Origin of the sequence: Zobellia laminariae, assembly GCF_030553095.1 — a bacterium.
Classification (GTDB): Bacteria; Bacteroidota; Bacteroidia; order Flavobacteriales; family Flavobacteriaceae; genus Zobellia; species Zobellia laminariae.
Window position 1 is genome coordinate 102,160 of the sequence record NZ_CP130738.1, and the last position, 22,420, is coordinate 124,579.

24 protein-coding genes are annotated in these 22,420 nt (G+C 34.3%); 22 read left to right on the forward strand and 2 right to left on the reverse strand.

Features of this window, described 5'->3' with window-relative positions; translation table 11 throughout:
• Positions 1-312 precede the first annotated feature (312 nt).
• The 11 genes from Q5W13_RS00515 (at position 313) to Q5W13_RS00565 (ending at position 9,946) form a co-directional block, all read left to right on the forward strand.
• Positions 313-756 carry a peroxiredoxin-like family protein gene (locus Q5W13_RS00515; protein WP_304444969.1) on the forward strand — a complete coding sequence of 148 codons (444 nt, stop codon included), beginning with the start codon at positions 313-315 and terminating at the stop codon, positions 754-756.
• A 2-nt stretch (positions 757-758) separates the two neighbouring features.
• Positions 759-965: a hypothetical protein gene (locus Q5W13_RS00520; protein ID WP_304444970.1), complete on the forward strand. Its 207-nt coding sequence runs from the start codon at positions 759-761 to the stop codon at positions 963-965.
• Positions 966-1,112: 147 nt separating this feature from the next.
• A complete protein-coding gene (locus Q5W13_RS00525; protein ID WP_304444971.1) occupies positions 1,113-2,516 on the forward strand; it encodes a pyridoxal phosphate-dependent decarboxylase family protein in 1,404 nt (467 codons plus the stop codon).
• 551 nt (positions 2,517-3,067) lie between these two features.
• Entirely contained in the window at positions 3,068-3,763 is a 696-nt protein-coding gene (locus tag Q5W13_RS00530; RefSeq protein ID WP_304444972.1) for a hypothetical protein, read from the forward strand.
• 172 nt (positions 3,764-3,935) lie between these two features.
• Positions 3,936-5,654 (forward strand): ATP-dependent nuclease, encoded by a 1,719-nt coding sequence (locus Q5W13_RS00535; protein WP_304444973.1) that lies wholly within the window; start codon positions 3,936-3,938, stop codon positions 5,652-5,654.
• Positions 5,654-6,559 (forward strand): UvrD-helicase domain-containing protein, encoded by a 906-nt coding sequence (locus tag Q5W13_RS00540; protein ID WP_304444974.1) that lies wholly within the window; start codon positions 5,654-5,656, stop codon positions 6,557-6,559. The genes Q5W13_RS00535 and Q5W13_RS00540 overlap by 1 nt, the downstream gene beginning before the upstream one ends.
• A complete protein-coding gene (locus Q5W13_RS00545; RefSeq protein WP_304444975.1) occupies positions 6,553-7,449 on the forward strand; it encodes a 3'-5' exonuclease in 897 nt (298 codons plus the stop codon). Before Q5W13_RS00540 ends, Q5W13_RS00545 begins: the two co-directional genes overlap by 7 nt.
• A 149-nt stretch (positions 7,450-7,598) precedes the next feature.
• Complete coding sequence (locus Q5W13_RS00550; protein WP_304444976.1) at positions 7,599-8,117, forward strand: hypothetical protein; 519 nt, start codon at positions 7,599-7,601, stop codon at positions 8,115-8,117.
• Positions 8,114-8,503: a hypothetical protein gene (locus Q5W13_RS00555; protein WP_304444977.1), complete on the forward strand. Its 390-nt coding sequence runs from the start codon at positions 8,114-8,116 to the stop codon at positions 8,501-8,503. Before Q5W13_RS00550 ends, Q5W13_RS00555 begins: the two co-directional genes overlap by 4 nt.
• Positions 8,504-8,830: 327 nt before the next feature.
• The gene (locus Q5W13_RS00560; RefSeq protein WP_304444978.1) at positions 8,831-9,346 is read left to right on the forward strand and encodes a hypothetical protein; all 516 of its coding nucleotides are present in this window, start codon (positions 8,831-8,833) and stop codon (positions 9,344-9,346) included.
• A gap of 147 nt (positions 9,347-9,493) precedes the next feature.
• Positions 9,494-9,946, forward strand: a complete 453-nt coding sequence (locus tag Q5W13_RS00565) for a hypothetical protein (RefSeq protein WP_304444979.1) — start codon at positions 9,494-9,496, stop codon at positions 9,944-9,946.
• Between the two features lie 197 nt (positions 9,947-10,143).
• On the opposite strand, the gene Q5W13_RS00570 is transcribed toward Q5W13_RS00565, so the two are convergent.
• Both Q5W13_RS00570 and Q5W13_RS00575 read right to left on the reverse strand, forming a co-directional pair.
• A complete protein-coding gene (locus Q5W13_RS00570; protein WP_304444980.1) occupies positions 10,144-10,785 on the reverse strand; it encodes a hypothetical protein in 642 nt (213 codons plus the stop codon).
• Positions 10,786-10,936: 151 nt separating this feature from the next.
• Positions 10,937-12,415 (reverse strand): SGBP N-terminal domain-containing protein, encoded by a 1,479-nt coding sequence (locus tag Q5W13_RS00575; protein ID WP_304444981.1) that lies wholly within the window; start codon positions 12,413-12,415, stop codon positions 10,937-10,939.
• Between the two features lie 527 nt (positions 12,416-12,942).
• Between Q5W13_RS00575 and Q5W13_RS00580 the strand changes: the two genes are divergently transcribed.
• The 11 genes from Q5W13_RS00580 to Q5W13_RS00630 all read left to right on the forward strand — a co-directional run bounded on the left by Q5W13_RS00580 (position 12,943) and on the right by Q5W13_RS00630 (position 22,130).
• The gene (locus Q5W13_RS00580; protein ID WP_304444982.1) at positions 12,943-13,788 is read left to right on the forward strand and encodes a LytTR family DNA-binding domain-containing protein; all 846 of its coding nucleotides are present in this window, start codon (positions 12,943-12,945) and stop codon (positions 13,786-13,788) included.
• 123 nt (positions 13,789-13,911) lie between these two features.
• On the forward strand, positions 13,912-14,103 hold the full coding sequence (locus Q5W13_RS00585) for a hypothetical protein (RefSeq protein WP_304444983.1): 192 nt from the start codon (positions 13,912-13,914) through the stop codon (positions 14,101-14,103).
• Positions 14,097-15,056 (forward strand): alpha/beta fold hydrolase, encoded by a 960-nt coding sequence (locus Q5W13_RS00590; RefSeq protein ID WP_304446581.1) that lies wholly within the window; start codon positions 14,097-14,099, stop codon positions 15,054-15,056. The genes Q5W13_RS00585 and Q5W13_RS00590 overlap by 7 nt, the downstream gene beginning before the upstream one ends.
• Before the next feature lie 93 nt (positions 15,057-15,149).
• Positions 15,150-15,587 carry a hypothetical protein gene (locus tag Q5W13_RS00595; RefSeq protein WP_304444984.1) on the forward strand — a complete coding sequence of 146 codons (438 nt, stop codon included), beginning with the start codon at positions 15,150-15,152 and terminating at the stop codon, positions 15,585-15,587.
• A gap of 283 nt (positions 15,588-15,870) precedes the next feature.
• The gene (locus Q5W13_RS00600) at positions 15,871-17,451 is read left to right on the forward strand and encodes a LamG domain-containing protein (protein ID WP_304444985.1); all 1,581 of its coding nucleotides are present in this window, start codon (positions 15,871-15,873) and stop codon (positions 17,449-17,451) included.
• Positions 17,452-17,830: 379 nt separating this feature from the next.
• Positions 17,831-18,349, forward strand: coding sequence for a T6SS effector amidase Tae4 family protein (locus tag Q5W13_RS00605; protein WP_304444986.1), 519 nt, complete (start codon positions 17,831-17,833; stop codon positions 18,347-18,349).
• Between the two features lie 12 nt (positions 18,350-18,361).
• The gene (locus Q5W13_RS00610; RefSeq protein WP_304444987.1) at positions 18,362-18,958 is read left to right on the forward strand and encodes a WG repeat-containing protein; all 597 of its coding nucleotides are present in this window, start codon (positions 18,362-18,364) and stop codon (positions 18,956-18,958) included.
• Positions 18,959-19,030: 72 nt separating this feature from the next.
• Complete coding sequence (locus tag Q5W13_RS00615) at positions 19,031-19,579, forward strand: DUF1287 domain-containing protein (protein WP_304444988.1); 549 nt, start codon at positions 19,031-19,033, stop codon at positions 19,577-19,579.
• 173 nt (positions 19,580-19,752) lie between these two features.
• Complete coding sequence (locus Q5W13_RS00620; RefSeq protein ID WP_304444989.1) at positions 19,753-20,421, forward strand: SGNH/GDSL hydrolase family protein; 669 nt, start codon at positions 19,753-19,755, stop codon at positions 20,419-20,421.
• 77 nt (positions 20,422-20,498) lie between these two features.
• Entirely contained in the window at positions 20,499-20,957 is a 459-nt protein-coding gene (locus Q5W13_RS00625) for a hypothetical protein (protein ID WP_304444990.1), read from the forward strand.
• Positions 20,958-21,095: 138 nt separating this feature from the next.
• A complete protein-coding gene (locus Q5W13_RS00630) occupies positions 21,096-22,130 on the forward strand; it encodes a zinc-binding metallopeptidase family protein (protein WP_304444991.1) in 1,035 nt (344 codons plus the stop codon).
• Positions 22,131-22,420 lie beyond the last annotated feature (290 nt).

Genomic DNA, 22,420 nt, shown 5'->3' on the forward strand with positions numbered 1-22,420 from the left:
ACGGATATGGCAAAAGGAGAAGGTCAGTTTTGGGTAACGACTAAAGAAAAAGCTGCGAAACAAATTCTTGGACTCATCCAAAAAAAAGGAACGTTGGCTATGTCTCTAAAAGATGGCGATTGATTTCGATACTCTTGAAAGGACTACCAAATGGAATATATAATAGAATGTAAAAGCCAGTGGCTAACAAAAGTAACCGTTGCACAACTCGTCATCATGAGTAAATTAATGGCTTTTTATTAACCATCGCAATTTGCCCGAGTATAAAAAACAATCCTAAACTAGGAATAGAAATATATCTAACGTAATTAAATGAAAAAATTAAAAGAACTAACTGACGCTAAAATTGAATCAGGAAGACAGGCTAATCCTGAGTTTATGAATGGTGTAGATGCTATAATTAAACAAGCAAAAGAATTTCAACAAGGAGAAGATGCCATAAAAATTGCACAGAAAGCTCCTAATTTTAAACTACCTAACCCTGAAGGTAAATTAATATCATTAGACATTTTATTAGAGAAGGGTCCTGTTGTTATTACATTTTATAGAGGTAATTGGTGCCCTTACTGTAACCTACAACTAAGAGCTTTACAAGCTAGATTAGATGAAATTCATGCCTTGGGAGCTACATTGGTTGCCATAAGCCCACAAGTCCCAGATGGTTCATTAACCGAAGATGAAATTAGTAATATGGACTTTACGGTATTGTCTGATCAAGACGCAAAAGTTGCTTTACAATATGGTGTTGCCTTATAGAAGTGCCCGAATTTTTAGCAGAACATATGCGCGTAGACCGTAAACTTGATTTAGAGAAAATTAATAATGGTAACGGCAATGTATTACCAATTCCGGCCACCTTTGTATTAGGAAAAGACGGACTAGTTACTTGGCGCTATGTTAACGTTGACTACAGAACTCGTTCAGAGCCTGATGAAATTATTGAAGCCTTAAAAAATCTATCTTAAGAACGTGCTGTCTTTTAATAATGAATGAGTATTTGTTTACCAAAAAAAGTTCCATTCATTGATCACCAGGTCGCGTCACTATTTCTAAAATAAAACTGGCTACAACTAAACCCATCTTCCCACCTGCTCCCCCAACAAAGTAAAAAAATGAACAAGCTATTACAAACAGACTTATCAGAACTAGACTCGCTTCTTGAAAAAGTAAAAAAACAAGGGGTGGATTATATACATACAATAGACAACAGGAGTACTTCTTCAAATGAAAATATACCTGATGTACTAGCCCTAAATACCAAAGGTATTGGTGCCCGCGAAACGCTGCAATTATTTAACGAGAGGTTTGAACCTATCCTAGTGTCATCCGGTGGACCTAGATTTTGGGGTTATGTAATTGGTGGTTCTACGCCTGCCTCCATTATGGGAGATTGGTTAGCAACCATCTATGACCAAAATCCGCAAGCTATAAACGGACAAGGAGATATCTCTGCGAATATTGAGTTGGAGACTATTAAACTTATTTTAGACCTTTTTGAGTTGCCGGAATCTTTTGTAGGTGGCTTTGTTACCGGAGCTACAATGTCCAATTTTACCTGTTTAGCAGTCGCTAGACAATGGACCGGAAAAACCTATGGCAAAGATTTTGCAAAAGAAGGCATTACAGAAAAAATAAATATCCTAACCGCCACACCCCATTCTTCCGCTATAAAATCGCTGGCGCTTTTAGGTATTGGCAGCAATACTATTATAAAAGTAAAAACCATTGAAGGAAATAGAGAAGCCATTTCAATAGATGATTTAGAAGCTCAAATCAAAAAATTAAACGGACAGCCATTTATCCTCATATCCAGTGCAGGAACAGTAAACTCGGTAGATTTTGATAATTTTACTGCCATTAAAAGCCTAAAAGAAAAGTACAATTTTTGGTGGCATACAGATGCTGCCTTTGGTGGTTTTGCGGCTTGCTCCAATACCTATAAACACTTTCTTAAAGATTGGGAATATTCAGATAGTATAACCCTAGACTGTCATAAATGGCTAAATGTCCCCTATGAGAGTGCTGTTTTCCTTGTAAAAGAAGAACATAAATTATTACAAACGGAAAGTTTCAAGAACTCTAATGCACCATATCTTGGTGATCCTTTAGAGAATTTCAATTATCTTAATTTTCTTCCTGAAAACTCAAGACGCCTTAAAGCACTACCCGCTTGGTTTTCCCTAAGGGCATACGGAAAAGAAGGCTACGCAACTATTGTTGAGAACAGTATTGATTTGGCTATGTATTTTGGGAATATTATAGAGGAGTCGGCGGACTTTAAATTATTGGTGCCCGTTAGATTGAATAACATTGTTTTTAATCTAAAAAGTAATCAGAACCAAGATAAAATAGATACTTTCTTAACCCAGTTAAATGCCACGGGCAAAGTATTTATGACACCAACTTTCTACAATAACGAAAAAGGAATTAGAGCTTCGTTTGTAAATTGGAGAACGGCCAAAAAAGATATCGACTTGGTATTTGATGAAATGAACCGAATCATAAATTTAATTTGAATAAAACCAAGACCAGTATACCAATACTTAGAATTTACCCCTGAACAGCTAAAAGCAACCTGTTTTGCGAAGTCCTAAGCCGAAACAAAAGTGCTTATCTCCTACCCTACGTTTCTTTTAACAAACACCCAGAGCAACGCACCTCTCTCCTATTTCCTTACGGTACAGCAGCGCTATATCCCTTACAAAAAGTTTTGACTTGGTAATTTAGGAACGTTTTTTCTTTTGATTAGCTATTTCTTTTTAAAACGATGGTAGCGCTGTTAATAAACAGGGCTAACAAAAACCAGTCTTCTTTTAAAAAGGAGGTTTACTGATGTTCTACGTCGATAAATTCTTACGTTTTAACGAATAGTGTACATCTTACACCAAAGCTTACGCTTATCTGTAAACGTGTTTTAATTTTTAGTGTGATATTTAAAGAGTGAATCTATAGGAGAAACTTAATTGTGGATAAAGCAACTAGTGTGTTTTTACCTAGAGATTAGAGATATAAAGCAAATTGTTACTTTATACAATTGTTGTAAACATTTTGACCTGACCAAAAAACTATGAATAAATCGACAGAAATCTTCGATAATAAACTAAATGAAATTGAACATTATCGAAAATTTCCTTCAATGCGGCCTTTTGTTGGAGAAAATTATGGGAAGAATAATTCGCGGAAAATATTGTTGATAGCAGAGAGCCATTATCTACCACCAAAATCAACTATAAGTCGCAGTCCAGAAAACTGGTACAACTCAAAACAATCTGACTTAAACAAAGAAGAAGTTGCGTGGATAAATACAAGAAACATATTGAAAGGAGATTGGAAACCTGCTGGACATATGATATTCAGAGAACTGAATACTCGCATGTCGGAATTTATGAATGTTCAGGAATTTAGAGCTATGACAAACATAGCTTTTATGAACGGATTTCAAAGACCAGCACCAGAAACGGGAGATTCAATCAAATATTTTTGTAGGGCAATTGATTATAAAATTGGAGCAGAAACAATTAAAAAAGTTATAAATATTATCGAACCTCATCTAGTAATTTTCGTATCAAAACTATCTTGGGACAAGTTGAGATCGAAAATTCCAAAATCGGAATCAGAAGTAAAATATGATTTTGTATGTCATCCAGGAACAGGTGGCCGATATTGGCATAGTAAAAAGTATAAACACGGAATGAAAAAATTTAAGTTCTTGATAGAGAACGAAATGAAAAAAACGTGTAACAATAAGGTATATAAAGCATAAGGCGAGCCTTTGCTAGTAAAAAGATCTGTATGTGTTTGAGAGATTGACGAATTTGAAAAAAAACATAAACTTTAGCTTATGCTTATCCGAAACAAAACCACTTATTTTATACACTATGTTTCATAGACCAAATCGTTATCGTCAATGCACAAACAACCAAAAATAAAAAAAATTGATAGTAAAAGAAATCGAAATAAATAATTACAGAAATCTTGACTCGTGCTCAATTTTTTTTGAAGATGATTGCAACTTTATTGTTGGAGAAAATAATATTGGAAAGTCTAATTCACTCAGGCTTTTAAATACACTTTTTAATTTTCGTGCTTTTAATTTTGAGGATTTCACTAATATTAGTAATCCTATAGAAATAAATTTAAAATTAAAACTTGCGGAAGTAGAAATTGGACACTTTGAGGACCTTTTCGACATTGAAGACTCATCTATTATTAATATCAAATGTACACAACTATCGCCTGATGATAACTTAGAGTTTTATCATTTAGAAACGGACACATACATATTACCTTCTCTCATAAAAAATATAAACTATGTTTTTTATGATTCAATAAGAAATCCTATTTCAGAAATATCATTTGATAAAGGAAAGGGAGCCGGCAAATTCCTAGTTTCTTTAGTAAGGATTTATTTAAATAATAAAGAACAATCTTCTTCAGATTTTATTGATGAATCAAAATTAACTGACCTACTTGGAGATATTAACTCAAAAATTAAAAAAATAAAAGGATTTGAAGAATATGGTATTAATGCTGTAATAGATGAAGATTTAGAAAGACTGCTTCCAAATATGATTGCGCTAAAAGATTTGAATGGCAACTTATTGAATAAAAGTGGATATGGAATTCAGTTTTTGATTCTTGTTACTCTTTCTATTTTAGAGAAAATACAATTTATTATTGAAAAAAGAGGTGATAAAGGAATTTTTGAAAATGAAGAAAATGGTAATAAAGAAATCTCTCTATTAATTGGTTTAGATGAACCAGAGATACATCTTCATCCCTATATGCAGAGGTCATTGATTAAATACTTAAAATCGATAATTAACAATAACAATCAACAATTTAATGAATTAATCAAAGAACTATTTGGAATTGATAGAATCAATGGACAAATAATTATAGCAACTCATTCGCCAAGTATTCTTCTTAATGATTACAAGCAGATAATAAGGTTTTATGTAGATGAAAATCTTAAAACAAAAGTAATTTCTGGACAGGAATTAAGCTTGTCTGCACAACATTCAAATCATTTATTATTAAGCTTTCCATTTATTAAAGAAGCTTTTTTTTCAAAAGCCGTTATTTTTGTTGAAGGAGTATCCGAAGAAGGGAGCTTTGATAATTTTTCAACGAAAATAAATATAAATTTAGATGATTTAGGTATTGGAGTAATTCAATCTCGAGGGGGCAAAATAAGAACAATAGAAATATTGGTTGAACTTGCTTCAAAATTCATGATTAAAGCTATAGGAATTGGAGATAGAGATAATACTTCATCTGTTAATCACCCAATCTATATTACAAATAAGAGAGATTTTGAAGATGAAATAGTTTCTCTATTGGATATTGGAAAAGAAAGTATATTAAGAGAATTAGTAATTCAATATGAAAATGAAAATGCAACAGTTCAATTTACAAAATTGAATAAATGTATTAGAACTTACGCATTAGCAGTTACAGAATATACTCAAAACTTAAGACTTTCAGATTTACCTAATACAGATTTAACAAACCTTAAACCATTTTATTTAGCTTGGTTCAGTAGTAATAAAGGTTATCCATTAGGTAAATTAATAAGTGAAAAGTTAGACGATTCAGAAATACCTTCTATCTATAAAACTGTAATTAATCAAGCCAAAGAACTCTTAAGCTAATGGATAGTTCTTTAGAAATAATAAAAAGCGAAATTGAAAAACGTCATCAAGGTGACATTAAACAATTAGCTGTAGTCTTCGATACAAACAATCGACTTTTGGTAGAAGCCCCTGCTGGTTACGGCAAAACCAATACAATGGTTAGTAAAATAGCTTACATGTTAGCTACAAATGAAATCCCATATCCTAAAAGACTGCTAGCTTTAACTTTTAGTGTAAATGCTGCGTATAAAATAAAAAAAGATGTAAGTCTGAAAGTTCCAGAATTACTAAAGGATTCGAATTTAAATATTAAAATAACAGATAAAATATTTGTATCAAACTATCATGGGTTTTGTAGGAGAATATTAAAAAAATATGGCTATTTACTTCATCCTAGTCTATTAAAAATTGATAACTTACAATCTATTGATGATAGTAAGCCTCGAAATACAATGCGAGATGTAACTGGATTGAGTTACGAAAACGCTATGTTTCTTTCTAAGTACAACACTTCTTTGAAAGAACTCAAATACGACTTCGTAAAAGATAATATTATTAAATATAATCAAATTGTAATTGATGAATTAATTGAAAGAGAAGTTATCCCTTATAATGCAATTTTGACACTTACAATTAAACTTTTCAATGATTATCCAAAAATATTGAGTTTCTATCAAAATTTTTTTACTTCAATCTTAATTGATGAATATCAAGATACAAATACATTAAGCTATTGGATATTAAATAAATTAATTACTAAAAAAACTAATGTTCTCTTACTTGGAGATTCGTTACAAAGAATTTATGGGTTTATAGGCGCAATTCCGAATCTTTTAAATATATCAGCTGAAAAATTTAACCTTCAAAAAATTGAACTCGATAAAAATTATAGGTTTGCACAAAATCCAATATGCTTTTGTTAGATAAAAACATTAGAAGTAATGCAGAAAATCCAAAAAATCCTCAAATAGCTCAAGAAGCGAATATTGAATTTGAAATTCTTGAAGACCAAAATAAAGAGTCATTATATGTAATCAATAAAGCAATCGATTTAATCCGAGAAGACCCAGAATCTAAAGTTGCAATTTTAGTAAAACAAAGAGGACCCAATATCACTAGAATAATTGATACCCTAAACCTTAATAAGGTTCCATTTTTTTATGGATTATATTCAGATGAAGACCCAATCTACACGAAATTTCATAGAGCTTGTTTATTTGAATTTATTGAGCTTATAAAGGTAAACAATCGAGTTTCAAAAAAAATGGGGAAATCTCATCAATTAAAAATCAAATCTTTATATGAAGAAAACGATTCGCCATTAATAGAAGCCATCTCAAATTTATTAAGCCTTTTTTGGGAAAGAATATTTATAGACTTTGCTTTTGTTAGTAATGAAGAAAAAATAATTTTAGTTAAAGATACTTTTGAAAATTTTGGACTTAAACAATATGTAGAATTTGTGAATTCTAGTATAATTATTTCTACAGTTCATGGAGCAAAAGGTCTTGAGTGGGATTATGTTATTATCCCTGATATGGAGAAAGATTCATTTCCAAATTTTTGGGGATTATGTAATGGATGCTCTAGCAATTCAAATTGTATTTTAGAAATCAAAGACGAAAATGAATCTAAATTTCTTGAAGAGCTCAGTGTTTTTTATGTTGCCGTGACAAGAGGAAGAAAACAAGTGTATTTTTCAGCAAGTAAGAAACAACTTGATAATAATGGAGATTATCGTCTAAAAAACGATAGCTGCTTTATGAACTTAAGAGGGATAAATAAAAGTCAAAAATTTCAACCAAATATTTAAAAAATATATAGTTCTGGTGCTAATAAAAATAAAATCAGTTACAAATCGAAAAGTCTGTATGTAAAACCCGTAGGTTTTGATATCCAAATTGTTAACAGCAGTAAAGAAAATGAACAGACAATAAAACAGAAATATGACAAATAGACAGAATGGATATTAATACAACAGGCAGTATTGCTTCTATAATTGGTTTGGTTATCTCCGTGATTACTATGCTCATTGTGGTATTTGTTAATAGAAAGGTTAAAAAATTACAAATTAGTAATCTTTTTGACCAAAGAATCAACAAACACCTAACCACGATTAATACTCTACAACAAGAGCTAAATTCTAATATGCCGAATATTGTCGCAAATGAAATAAGAATTAAAGAAATTTTAGTTCAACTGATGACGGAATTTGAAAGTCTGTTTCCAAAATTACAAGATAAAAGAGCCAGACGAAAAACAAATAGAGTAGTTAAATGTATTCAGGGAATAAAAAACAAAGGCTTTTATAATACTGAAAAAACAGATGTCAACATGTTTGATAGATTTGCGTTTTTTTACGAAGAAAAGTTTTCTAATATGGTTTCTTCCCGGAAGATTCTTAATATTTATATATTGATTAATGAAAATTACAATAGAATTCAGCAAGTTAAACTGGATAAAAACGCATTAAAAAAATGATTTCAGAAAATAAAATATCAAAATTCACAGGTTTGTTGATTTCTTCCACTAAGAATGGTGAAGTTGTCTGGACTGATAGTATTATTAGAAAAATTGATTCATTAGAAGGAGAGCAAAGTATCATTGGAAAAGTATATGAGACAGAGTTTAAAGAAAAATATCTTAGGTTATACAAATATAATGAACCTGTTCAGGTTGATGAATTTCAATATTTGACTAGAACTTTTTACAAACTAGAATTCATAGACGGAAACGATAAAAATCTTTGGACATTTCCAAATTATATCCGTGAATTGCAAGATTTATATGAGACTGTACAAATTAAGTCCTCTGGCCTAGATAAATTTTTTGATGATATAATTCCTGATAATTCATTTGATTTCTAATTTAATAATGTACCAACTTATAACTAACATAGAAAAGATTTTTTTTCTGTTCTAGGACATTCCCGCTAGTGCTCGTTTGCAACGAGTTCTCTACACCGTTTTTGCAAGTACCAATAAGGCCTTTTAATGGATAAGAATAGGTTAATCATTAGTGCAGGTAAAGCCTTTTACCAATACATTCAGCCTTATAACGAGAACTTAGATTGTGCACCAAATTTTAACTGATCAGAAGCGGCATTAAAAAATTATTATGGAAAAATGAATCTCAAAATAGTTAACGGATTCTTAATTAATACCATAAATTTGATTTAGCCAAAATACCAGCAGATGAACTTCACATTAAAAAACATCCCTCTCTATTTTCTAATTATATTCTTTTTTAATGCTTGCTCTAAAGAAGATGACACGGAAACAATTACGGAGGAATTTGGTGAAATTGAGGTAGTAGTAACTTTTAATGAAGGATACGATAAAATGTACTCTTTGCGTATGATTACGTATGGAGTAAGAGACGGAGAAGATATGATCCCTAGATTCATTCCGGTCACATATCTGAACACAGGAATAGACTATGACGATTCTGGATTCATTGAAGAGCAATTTGAAGATACTATTCATAGTTTTAGGACTACGGAAGACTCTAAACGTTTTAATTACGGTATTGTACTACGTTCGGAATTACAGGACCCTTTTCAGGTAGACTATTCGGTTGAATTCTATTTTAACGGGGAGCTAGTACACACCCATAGTTTCTCAGAAAGCAACATAACTCAAAGTATTAACGAAATAGGTGGCTGGAGCTCAACAGAGGGATTTTATCAAAGCTCTTCAATAATTTTATAAATCATTCCTGACACTACAATCTAATACTCCAGTCCAAAATAATCCATAAGCTTTGTATACCCTCGCGTATTAGAAAATAAAGAATTACTACAACGCTATTTTAATTCGCTACTTTTCATAAAAAAGAAAGTTGCCAAAATTATAAGAATGAAAAACATTTTAATTGTAATAGTTTTATTCGCAGTTCAAACAACATTCGCCCAAAATAACTTTTACGAATCTACCTGTGATTGTATCAATCAAATAAAGGATAAATCCAATGAAAGTGAATTAGCCTATAAAACCAAAGACTGTCTAAAAAAATCAACCTCAAATCATCCTGAAAAAGTCAAAAAAATTTTAGAAGACTACGTGAATGACAATCCTAAAATAAGTATTGAATTAGCGGAACATAATACTTCTAAAATATTACATGACGGACTAATTGAAAATTGTCCCGAGTATGAAAAAATCGACTCTATGTTTAGAACACGGCGAAATAATTCCGAAAATATTATCGCAACCGTGGCTGATGACATTTGTACTCAGGCAAAAAATGAAGCAGAATTATCAGGGCAAGTCGTTGACAGAATTAGAAAAAAAGTATCGAAAAATATTTAGTCAGTATTTATGGGCAATATAATCTTAGTGATAGTTTAGATTTCAGCCGATTTGAAAATGATCTTAAATTAGAGCTTGAGGAAAACTGTGATGTTCCCAATAAGTAATAAAATAACGTTTCTTAACCAACCCGTAATATAAATTAGACATACTTCCAATTAAAGAAATACTAATGGACATTGAACCCTTTTAAAACCTCAATCCATTTCTATTAGATTATATTCTCCTTGCTTTTTCAACATACCAATTAAGTGTTGTTTTATGGTTTGCATAGGTTTAGAATCCACCACAAAGTCTGTGGAAAATATTAAGAATAATTTATTGTCTTGCTGTACCCATATCCAACTAATAAATTTAAAATGTATTTCTCGTTCCCTATAATTTTGTAGACTCTGAAAACAAGATTTAGCGCTGTTCTCATCTTTAAAAAACCATTCTTCCACCTTAATATTTCCCTTAGGGTTTTCTTCGTTTTTGGTTAAAAAAGAAACGTTTAATCGGGTTGCCTTTGTAAAATCACTATTATCAAAATCTTGGGCTAAGGTTCCTGCAAATCTTTTGGCTTTGTAATTGTTTAATCCTCGGGTTACATATGCTTCATCCGCTATAGCGTCAGCATTTTTATACAAACTGCTTAAGCTTTCATTAAGTAGTGCTAATTGTTCTACAGCGTCTGTCTGAATGCTATCAAATAGAACAGTGAACACCTTAATGGGAGTCTCCGCAACACTATCATTTTGCACAATTAATTGCTCAGGAATCAATTTGTTTTGGTTGTTAGCGCTTTTACAACTACAAAATGTAAGAACACTAAATAAAATACTACCTATCTGTTTCATAACCATAGTTGCCAATGCATTACTCTACAATGATAAGAATAATGCCGGTTTTCTATCCGCAATTTCAAAAATTTACACCCCAAGGTTCAACTCTAGGTTACTATTAGCCGAATGTCCAGAAGTTACCTGTACAAGCAGAGTCTTAGTTATCCTATGGACAAGTAAACTGAAGTTCAATAGGTTTTCTGGGTTCAAAATCTATATCGTCTCTATGGTCAATCAACTCAAAATTATGCTCTGGCCAAACAATGTTGGTAGGGTTACAGGAGTTGTAAACAATACAGTCTACTATTTTATTGGCACCCGTACCTTCAGCAGTACCAAATGCCGCAAATATTAAGGAATTAGAGGTAGGCAACCCCCTATTCTGTCCTAAATCACCACATATAATTTGCTTCGCACGTATTCTGGTAAAAGTTACATTTTTGGAGCCTTCCACAGAAGAAACAACGCCATTGCCCATTTCTAGAAAATCTACATCTTCAACCAATCCGCCAAAGCCACCACGAGCACCTTCCGTATTCTGGTCTTCAAATAGTACGCCTACACCAGTGGGACTATTGTTACCTACAATCAGGCCTTTTTTAATTTGTTGTCCGGCACTTTTATAGATACTAATATTGTCTTCCGTCCATGCGATATCCCGGTCATTTATCACCGAAAAATTCTCTAATAATCCGCCTATACATTTATCATATTGCACAAATTGCCCTCTAGGGTACGGACCTCTCATATTATGCCCTTCAATATAGGTCAATATAGAATCATCGCACTGGTTTAAGCTAATACCCGTAGAACCATCTGTAACTTTTACATTGGTAATCACTAAATTTTGAGATTCAATACCTTCTATACAATTTCTTGTAGCATCCGGTAAAGGACCGCTAGACGGTGCATTGGTATAGGTAATGGAACAATTATCTATGGTTAAATTATCTGCATTTGCGAATTTAATGCCGGTATAGGCACCCGTATACTCAATAATACAGTTGGTTATGACTACACCAGAAAAGTTATTTATTTCAATACCATGCTGATTAGAAGTTTTAATATATAGATTTTCTATGCGTTGGTTGTTAGCGCTAACTATAATAGGACCTGATTCTTGAAGGTTAGATTTACAAATGTTTCCGCTTAGGGACGGTACTATGGTATACGTTACTATGGTGCCGTTTTCTGCAGTTACCGTATAGGTAATCTCACTACTAAAATCTTGAACAGTATTGGATTCCGGACTCACTGTTGCTTCCGAAGATAAGGTAATGGTGGGCGTTAATTCTTGGATGGCAACGCTATAGGGATTCAGTTCTACATGAATTGTTTTGTTATCCTTATCCAATGTGCCTAGGACATCCGTAACAAGACCTTCATTATCTGCGGTACTAAATCTAAACTCCGTTATTTCGGGGTCGATACTTACCACGGGTGTTTCCGGAGTATCTTCTGGGGTATCTTCTGGGGAATCTTCCGGACTAGCCTCGGGTGTTACATCAGGAGGTGTATTTGCAGTGTTAGGATCACTGAATGCATCGGTATCCGATGAACAAGAGCCTAGTTGCAATGCTAGAACTGCTAATACCAGTAGTACTGTAGTATTGAAGTATGAAGATTTACGCATAGTTCTAGCCATAATGGATGTTTAATTCATTAATACATAACTCAATAGGTTCGCATTACATTTGAAAAACCTACTCCCTTTGGATAACTATTTTTTAGGCTGATTGTTGTTCTTAAAGAAGAAACATTTCACCACAAATAGGTCTAATTACTGTTTTTAATTGAGGTACGTTATACTTTGGCTTAATTCATGTGGGGCAGTAAACTACCTCTAGGCAAGCCCATGAGGCACTAAAAAGTATACATTGATTTCGAGGCAGGCCTCGGATTATTTAAACTCGATTATCGAGTAAAAATCAATACGTTAAATCTTGTAGATCAATTAAACTTTAAACCAAAACACTAATGAAAAAAATCAAGACGTTACCGAAACACCCCTTATTACCTATGACCGGTCTGGTTTTGGAACAAGTGAATTAAATCCGAAATTTGAAAATGCTTAAAAGAACAATTAGCTAGTGCAGATTTGGAGTTTATTTCAATTGATGGTTAAAAAGCAAAATATGATATTTGTAAGCGGTTTTTATTTTAATATGTTGAATGGATAATTTTAAACAAAACTATAAACGAAGCTTTTATTTAAGTGGCGACCGCAAGAAATATTGGTATTCCGCTTTCTTTCTAGGCTTCTTTGTCTCTTTAATTCTCATAGGCCTTAAGCCGTTTGAAAAAAGTATAATAGACCACCCGTATATAACGCTTGTTCATATTGGTGTTGGGTTAATTTGTACGGCAGTCTATATTCTGGGGTACGAAATTTTATTAAGGTGGTTTAAAACCATAAAATTCAATTATTTAAAACTTATTCTTTTTGATGTTTTTCTTGCCCTAATAAGTGTGACTCTTATTTTTCTTTATGACCGTTATGTTGTTGTAAAAGATGGGCATGTTACTTTTGGTTTTCTATTGGAATACATTCTTGTATTGGGTTTACCTTTTTACCCTGTTATTCTTTCTATTTTCCACTTTTTAAAAACAGTCGTGTTTCCCATTCAAATATATGCACCCATCTCCAAAGAATATTTAGCAGATGCGGAAAATATTTTAAGCATAAAAGAAGATAATGGTGCAGCTGGGTTTAGCACAAATTTGGAACAGCTTTTATATATACAATCTCAAGATAATTATATAGAGATACATTATTTAAAGGATGGAGATTACACCAAACATTTAATGCGGGGTACATTAAAGAGTATTCTAAATGACTTTGCCTTTCTTCTTAAAGTACATAGATCGTTTGTTGTAAACCCGCATAAGGTAGAATGTTTAGTAGGAAACTCTAATAAAGCCGCTATTTCTTTTAAGGGCGTTGCGGTTTCGGTTCCGGTTTCTAAATCCTACTACTCTTCTGTAAAAAACTATTTATCCACTAGTACCAAAATCTAGTCATTTCGCCACAAAAGGACTTACTTTCTTTTTCAAAAATTAAGCGCTTTATATTTTAGTCGTCTGTAATACTTAATAGTAATGAACACTTTGAACATTTTTTAAACTATAAATAACGACCTAATGAAAAATTTCTATTTTAAATTCTTATTCGCTTTAATAGCACCACTCTCCATGAATGCTCAAAATCAAGATACACTGGTGGATGTAGGCGATTACAAAATGCATTTCAATATTATAAAAGGAGAAGGCACTCTCCCATTCTTTTTGAAGCTGGCGGAGGTAATGATGCTTCTGTCTGGGAACCCATTTTAGAAAAAATTCATACCGTTACGGGAACAACCCTAATTACTTATGACCGGTCAGGAATTGGAACAAGCGAATTAAACCCGAAGTTAAAAAACGATGCCGATTTTGGAATAGAAAACGGAATTAAAGAATTAGAAACAGGTCTTTCTAAATTAGGGTACGACAAGGATATTATCTTAGTTTCCCACTCCTACGGCGGACTCTACAATCTACTATACACCCGTAAACATCCTAAAAAGGTGAAGTCCATTGTTTTAATAGATGCCACGCCCATTGATTTCTGGAATGAGGAATTACTGACCATGAGAGATATGAATGTGGATTTAAGTACTATTCCAAAGGGTACCGGTGATTATTATGCGAATGCTAATTATAATGAAACGATGCGTTTTATAAGAGGAATGCAGTTCCCAGAAAGTACGCCTATTACCAGCGTTTTTCCAGAAAACTCATTTCCATATTTTCCTGAGATGCTTTCAACTAGATGGAAAAAACTTCAGGACGAGCTTGGTGAAAAAAACAAGAATGTGACCAATATAATAGCCAAAGGCTGTGGTCATGCCGTTTTTGAAGATAATCCTGCGTTGATCATCAATACTATCATTAAAGCTTACTCAGAAACGTTAGCTAAAGACCAACAAAATGCAGTGCTACAAAAAGCGCTTGACAATGCCATAGTATTAGCTATTGAAACTAGAGTACATAGCCGTTCAGAACATGATTTGAATACCTTAGGGTATTCATTTATGCAAACCGAAGAACTTGATCAGGCTTTAGCGATTTTTAAATTGAATACCATGCTGTTCCCAGAAAGTGCAAATGCATATGATAGTTATGGCGAAGCGTTATTAGCGGCAGATAAAAAAGAAGAAGGCATTGAAATGTACAAGAAATCTATTGAATTATACCCTGAAAATGAACATGCAAAAGAGGTGTTATTGAAATTGGAACAAGAATAACTATTTACAATGGGGTAAAAAAAGTATATTCAAGCTTGTAATGAGCACTTAGCTTGTGCACCAAATTAAACTAATTTGGAAAAGGCTTGAAAAATGAACAAACCCCTCAGAAAAAGTATTTTAATTTCCTATTTAATAGGTTTGCCAATTGGCCTTCTTACCATAGCCGCAACTCTTTGGTTACCTATTTTAATTACCGATGAAGGGTTATTTTCAATAATTTTAATTGCAAACTATGGATGGCCAACTCTAGGGTTGGCCTTATCTTTTTTAGTGGCCTTGGGAATTGGCGCAAAAGTGGCCTATGACCATTTAAACAAAGGAAAAGCATTACTATTTGCCTCCTTTATGTATTCTGCAGTAGTAAACGGTATCATATGGGCCTCCTTTTGTTTCGTCCTTCTATTTACCTTGGAAGACAGCTACCCCATGATGGTTCCTGCTGTATTGGCACTACTCTTTTGTACACTTTTCACCACCTTTACTTTGGGCTTGTTAATCACCTATCTTATCAAAAGAATCATCGGCTAACGCAATTACCTGTAAGCGTAAATTAGCCATACTTTATATCACAACTACTTGGAGCATCACGCGCTCTTGAATGCATACAAGGGCTCCCCTAGTTCGGCACGATTTAAAAATGTGCACATCGTTAAAAAGGATTAGGTGAAAAAATACAGGAAATCAGGTATTTTTTAAGGCATTCAGTCTACATACCTTACCCAACGAAAATTTACAACTAATTGGTGTAAAGTCACTTCGGAATATATTTTTCGCTGGGATTGCATCATTTTAATTAATTAGAAGCCCCTTTATGAAAAAGTTAAAAATCAATTTTGCACACCTACTACTGCCCGCAGTTTCACTTATGCTGGCCAACTGCGCCAAAGAACCTGAATCAATAACAGATACAACACTGACAGGCCAGAGTACTATTAATTTTGCTGCCAATGCCACCAGTGCTGGTCTTGTTGCCCACTATCCGCTAAACGGAGATGCAAAGGACTATAGCGGTAACGAGAACCATGCAACCATCAATACTGCCACTTCGGACAAAGACCGCTTTGGAAAGGAAAATGGTAGTTACAAATTTGATGGCGAGAATCAATACATTGAAATACCGGACAGCGATCGGTTAAGCATTTCTACGACCGGCAAACTGAGTATATCCGTCTGGATGCGACCTGATGCATTAAACTTCAACACCAATTCCTATATCTACTGGATGGGGAAAGGTGAGCATAACCAATACGAATATGCAATGAGGATGTACAACAAGGATATAACTAGAGTTCAAGATAAAGACCGTCCCAATAGAATCTCCTGTTATGCTTGGAATCTAAAAGGAAACCTAGGAGCAGGTAGCTATGCTCAGGAAACTGTTGTGGCCAAGGAGTGGCTTCATTTTGTTGCCATATATAATTTTAATGAAGACACCATCCAATTTTATAGAAACGGAGTATTAATGGATACTGATTCTTTCGAGAAAGATTACCATGTAACGCCCCGTAACGGAAATGCTCCGTTCCGTATTGGCATAAGGTCAATGAACTCGTATTTTAACGGAGCAATAGATGATATAAAAATATACGATAAGGTCCTTTCTCAAGATGATATTACAGCACTCTATGGAGAAGAACCGGAAAATACAGATGATAATCAAGATGATGACCAAAGTGATGATCAAGATGACGCAGATGATGCAGGTGATACGCCTGTTGGCCCTACCGCCGGCCTTGTAGCCCATTACCCGTTTGACGGCAACGGAGAAGATGCTACTGACCATAACAATCACGCAGCTTGGGTATTTGCCAATCCGGCAAAAGACAGGTTCAACAAAGACAACGGTAGTTTTCATTTTGATGGTAAAGTGCAATATATAGAGATACCGGATACGGATGATTTGAGTATTGCCACCACGGGCGAGCTAACCATATCCGTTTGGATGAATCCCGATGTACTGGACTTTGATAACACCGAGGCATCCGGTTACGTACATTGGATGGGAAAAGGAGAGACGGGTCAACACGAATATGTTTTCCGCATGAACAATAAGAACGGTAACCAACCCAATAGAATTTCTAGCCTTGTCTATAATTTATCGGGAGGTAGCGGAACTTCGGCCTACGTTCAGAAAACGGTCGTACCCAACGAATGGATACATATAGTTGCAGTCTATAACAAGAATAAGGACACCGTAAAGCTGTATAGAAACGGGGAATTAGAAGGTACGAGTACCTTCTCTAAGTACTCGGTTAACCCTGAAAACGGATGGTTTTCCCTACGCGTAGGCACCAGAGATTTTAAGAGTTACTTTAAAGGTTCTATAGACGACTTAAAAATTTACAATAGAGCATTGACGAATGCTGAAATAGCATCACTATATAACGAATAATCATCTTTAAAAGTTCGTCTTACTTCTTGAAGCTTCTTTAAAGGAGTAAGGCGACCTTATTAATCAAGTTTTCTAAGTTTATATGGGAACTTTGCATGGAATGAACATCATTCTGCTCGTACCGAAAAGCGTACGAAATAGCGTTTTTTCTTTAGTAATTGCGCCATGAAAAGGTAGTATAATGAAGAGATAACTGACCTAATTATTAAATACTTACATTGCCGGTAATTCAAAAAGTTTATGTTTTACTCACAAGCCGTTAGTAAACTAACTAGGAACAAGCCCGCGAGGCGTTAAGAGGAATATACTTTGATTTCAAGGCGAACCTCGGAGCATTTCATCTCGATTATTGCGTACATGTTAATCATAAAATTAAACAATGGAACAACTCAATGAATTTCAAACCATGTGGATGTCATATCCAGATGCATCATCAGTATTAGACCAAGCTTTTAGTAAAACCAATAGCCCCGAAACCAGTGAAGCCACAAGAAATTGGATTCGTAGTTCTTTTCAAAATACGTGCTGTGTACGGTTATGCTATTCCTTAAACCATACAGTTTCTCATAGAGTTTCTCAAACTGATGCAAGAGCGGCCGGTTTATCTATTTCAGATTATGTAACGGGAAAAAATGGTAAGTATATTTTTAATGTTCCTAATGTAAGTGACTATTTAAAAGATAGATACGGAGCACCTACCAAAAAATGGGAAGGTACAAGTACCCCTAGCAGAGAGGATTTTGCAAAAGAAATTGCGAATCAACAAGGAATAATTATATTTCACGAACAAATGGGAGATCTAAATGGTCACGTAGATCTGTGGGAAAAAGGATTGGTTAAAACTTATAATTTATTTGACACAGCTCATTCCATGGAATTTTGGGTGGTGTCCAACTAAAACGTATAAAAGATGAAAAAGATATTCCAACTCATTGCATTGTTATTAATTGCAAGTTGTAATTCACAATCTAAAGAAATCATACCCTTTGAAACCGAAAATGGCTGGGGGTATAAACAAAATGAGGAAATCATAATACAACCCCAATTTGGAATAGCTAGTGAATTTACGGACTGCGGTATTGCCGCGGTAGGAGATAGTGAAAACGGAAATTACTACATTGATAAAAGTGGAAAAAAATTAAACATTCCGGTCTTAGAAGTCGGCAATTTTATTGATAGTTTTCAAGAAGGTTATGCCCGTTTTAAGAAAGATGGTAAAATAGGTTTCATAGACGAATGTGGAGAAATAGTTATACCTGCGGAATTTGAAAGTGTTACGTCCTTCAAAAATCAAATAGCTATTGTAAGTAAGGGATTTGAAGTAATTACAAATGGTCCTTACAAAACACAAAAAGGGGGTACATATGGGGCAATTGATAAAAATGGAAGTATAATCATACCTTATAAATTTGACTTTATTTCAAGTTTTTCAGACGAGAAAACTGCAAATGCTAAGATGGACGGAAAGGATGTTATTATCAATGCAAAAGGTGAAATCGTAAAATAACGTTATTAATTTCATAAAATAAAGAGTTGAATTTTTCTGGGAACTTATATATTTCTGTGAGCATCATTTAAAATGAAAAAAGCACTTTTAATAGTCTTCTTATTTAGTTTCACATTCGGTTTTTCGCAAACTGAAGTTGCACAAATAGACCTATCCGATGGTGCGCTTGGGTTGACGGAACAAAACGTTACCTATGACCCCAGTTACTTTTCTATTGATTATCCCAATGGGGATGTGCCTAGTGAAAAAGGAGTTTGTCCAGATGTTGTCATACGTGCCTATCGAAAAATTGGAATTGACCTTCAGAAAGAAGTTCATGAAGATATGAAGGCCAGTTTCAGTGTCTATCCTAAAATTTGGGGCCTTACCTCTACAGATAAAAATATTGACCATAGAAGGGTTCCTAACCTTATGACCTATTTTAAACGGCAAGGTGCCGAAAAACCAATTTCCGAGAAAGCAGATGATTATTTAGCCGGAGATATTGTTTGTTGGAATCTGGGAGGCGCCACAACACATATTGGCATTGTAGTGAACAAAAAATCAGAAGACGGAAACCGAAACTTAATTGTACACAATATTGGTGGAGGTCAAGTTTTAGCAGATTGCCTTTTTTCTTAAACCATAATTGGTCATTACCGCTATGAACAATAAGAACTTTCAATAACCATTAATTTTTTAAAGTTCTAAAAACCGAACTTAAAGGCGAAACTAGCTTTACTAATTTGTAAGCTTCTTAGTACCTTTACTAGGAGTATGCTTATCCCCTATTTTATTAAAATGAATTATTAAGAATGACCAGAATACTCCTTATTCTATCTATTGGATTACTACTTACCGGTTGCAACAAGCCTAAAGTTTTGATCATTGGTGATTCCATCTCCATAGGTTATACCAAATATGTAAAGGAAGATATACAAAAGAAAGCCCGCGTCTACCATAATTCTGGAAATGCGCAGCACACTGGTCTGGGCGTTGTAAAATTAGACGAATGGATTGAAGACAAGGATTGGGATATCATTCAACTTAACTGGGGCCTGTGGGATATCTATCAGCGTCCCTCCTATTCTGAAGTTGACGGTACCATGGAAAAAAACAACAGAAAAATAACCTGTACCCTCGAGGAGTATGCAACAAATCTAGATTCTATAGTAAGGGCTTTACAAGCAAAAACTAATGCCAAGCTCATTTTTGTTACCACAACCTACGTTCCTAAAAATGCAGGCGGAAGATTTGAAAATGATGCTTTACGGTATAATGAGAAAGCAAAAGAAATCATGAACAAACATTCGGTTCTCATAAACGATATATATGAGAAATCTATCCCTATCCATAAGAAATACAGAAAAGGAGTAACGGATGTTCATTACTCAGAAGCAGGCTATGAAGCACTAAGTAAACTGGTATCACAATTTTTGTCTACAGAATTAGACAAAATGGAAGTTGAGAAAGCAACCCTTTAGAAAATCTGCATCTATACTACAGTTCTATTTTTTAACCGCACAATAACAAACCTCAAACCTTTTAATTTAGACGAGCTATGAAATCTAGTTTTACACTTCTTTTCTTATTCGTTCTCCTATTTTCACAAGCTTGTAAGGACGATGATAATTGTAGTGAAGTTGCCTGCTTTACACCTCCTGAACCTTTTTATTTTGAATTGGTAGACAAAACTTCCGGAGAGAATCTATTTACCAATGAGACCTATAACGCCAATGACATAAGCGTAGTAGATCTTGACGACCAAAGCACCGTTGAATTTACATTCCAAGATGAGAATAACACCAACCTCATTAGAATAAATACCATTGGCTGGGAAACGGAAACCGTTGCGTATAGCATTCAAATTGCCACCAAAAGCGTATTTGAACTTTATGTAACCGCAGAACGTTCCACCGATGGCTGCTGCCCAAATACAGATTTTACAGAAATACGCATAGAAAAAGCAGATTCTGAATTGAACAAAGAGAGCGGTATTTATACCATTTTAGTAGATTAGGCCTTATATCGGGTATTACAGTTCCATCTTTTAAGAGCATTTAATAGTGTTTTTGAGATACACTGTTCCGCAATAATTATCACCTTTGTAGGAATATTTTAATACAGTACTCGTCCCCAAGTCTAATACCTGTTTTCAATGAAAAAATTTACCTGCCAACACTGCTCCAACGTGGTGTATTTTGAAAATCATACCTGTGTGGCCTGCAAACAATGGTTGGGTTACGAGCCTATTTCTTCTCGTATGCTCGCCACCAACGCGCAACAGAATGTACCTACGTTTCAGCTAGACGGAAGAAATTATCACTATTGCAGCAACCACCAACACCATGTGTGCAACTGGTTAATAGAAGCAAACGGTGCAGATACCTTCTGTGAGGCGTGCAAGCTAAACCGTACCATTCCCAATCTTTCCGTTAAAGACTACCTAGACGAGTGGAAGAATATAGAAATGGCCAAACACCGCCTTATTTATGCCCTAAAACGGTGGAAGTTGCCTTTCTATGGTACTACCGCTGGCAGTTATAATCTGGAATTTAATTTTCTTTCCAAAGATGAGAAACTAAAAGAAAACCAATCTGCCATGACAGGCCATGCAAACGGACTGGTGACCATAAACCTAGCTGAAGCCGATGCTATTTCTAGAGAACAGGCAAGACAGGAACTAGAGGAGCCTTACCGTACCTTAATTGGCCATTTTAGACATGAGGTAGGCCATTACTATTGGGATAGGCTTATTTATGAAAACCAAAATAACTTAACGGCGTTCCGTAATCTTTTTGGAGACGACCGTGCAGATTATGGCCAAGCCCTAGAGCTGCATTATAAAAAAGAGCACAATTACAACTGGAAAGGCAATTACATAAGCAAATATGCCAGTTCTCACCCGTGGGAAGATTGGGCCGAAACCTGGGCACATTATTTACATATGGTAGATATGGTAGACACCGCATTAAATTTTGGATTACTAACGAATGTAGAGACCAATATTACCGATGCCTATTACCATCCTAACTTTACTGATATCTTTGAAGCTATTGTTCCGTTATCCATTGCCGTAAATAGTTTAAACCGCAGTATGGGCCAACCAGATGTATACCCTTTTGTTGTACCCCAAAATGTGCTCCAAAAGTTGGAATTTGTACATGCTGTATTACGTAATTACAATTCGTAGCAACAGACTGATTTTGAAGTAAGCACTTTTAAAAAGCTCCTAAAATAATGGTAAAATAGAGATTCCGTTTTTCTATTTAAAACTTATGTATTAAATTAGTAAACGACCCTGTAGGCCAATAGCACACAGGAGTACAGCCGTTTTACTAACTTTTATCTTAAGCCCCATCTTATGGAAAGAGTAATACAAAGTAACATTTATTCTGACTTTTTTTACATGCTATTCGGTGTAATCGGCTCAACGATTTACTTCATGAAAGGTAGCTATATACTTGGTAGTATTTTAGTTGT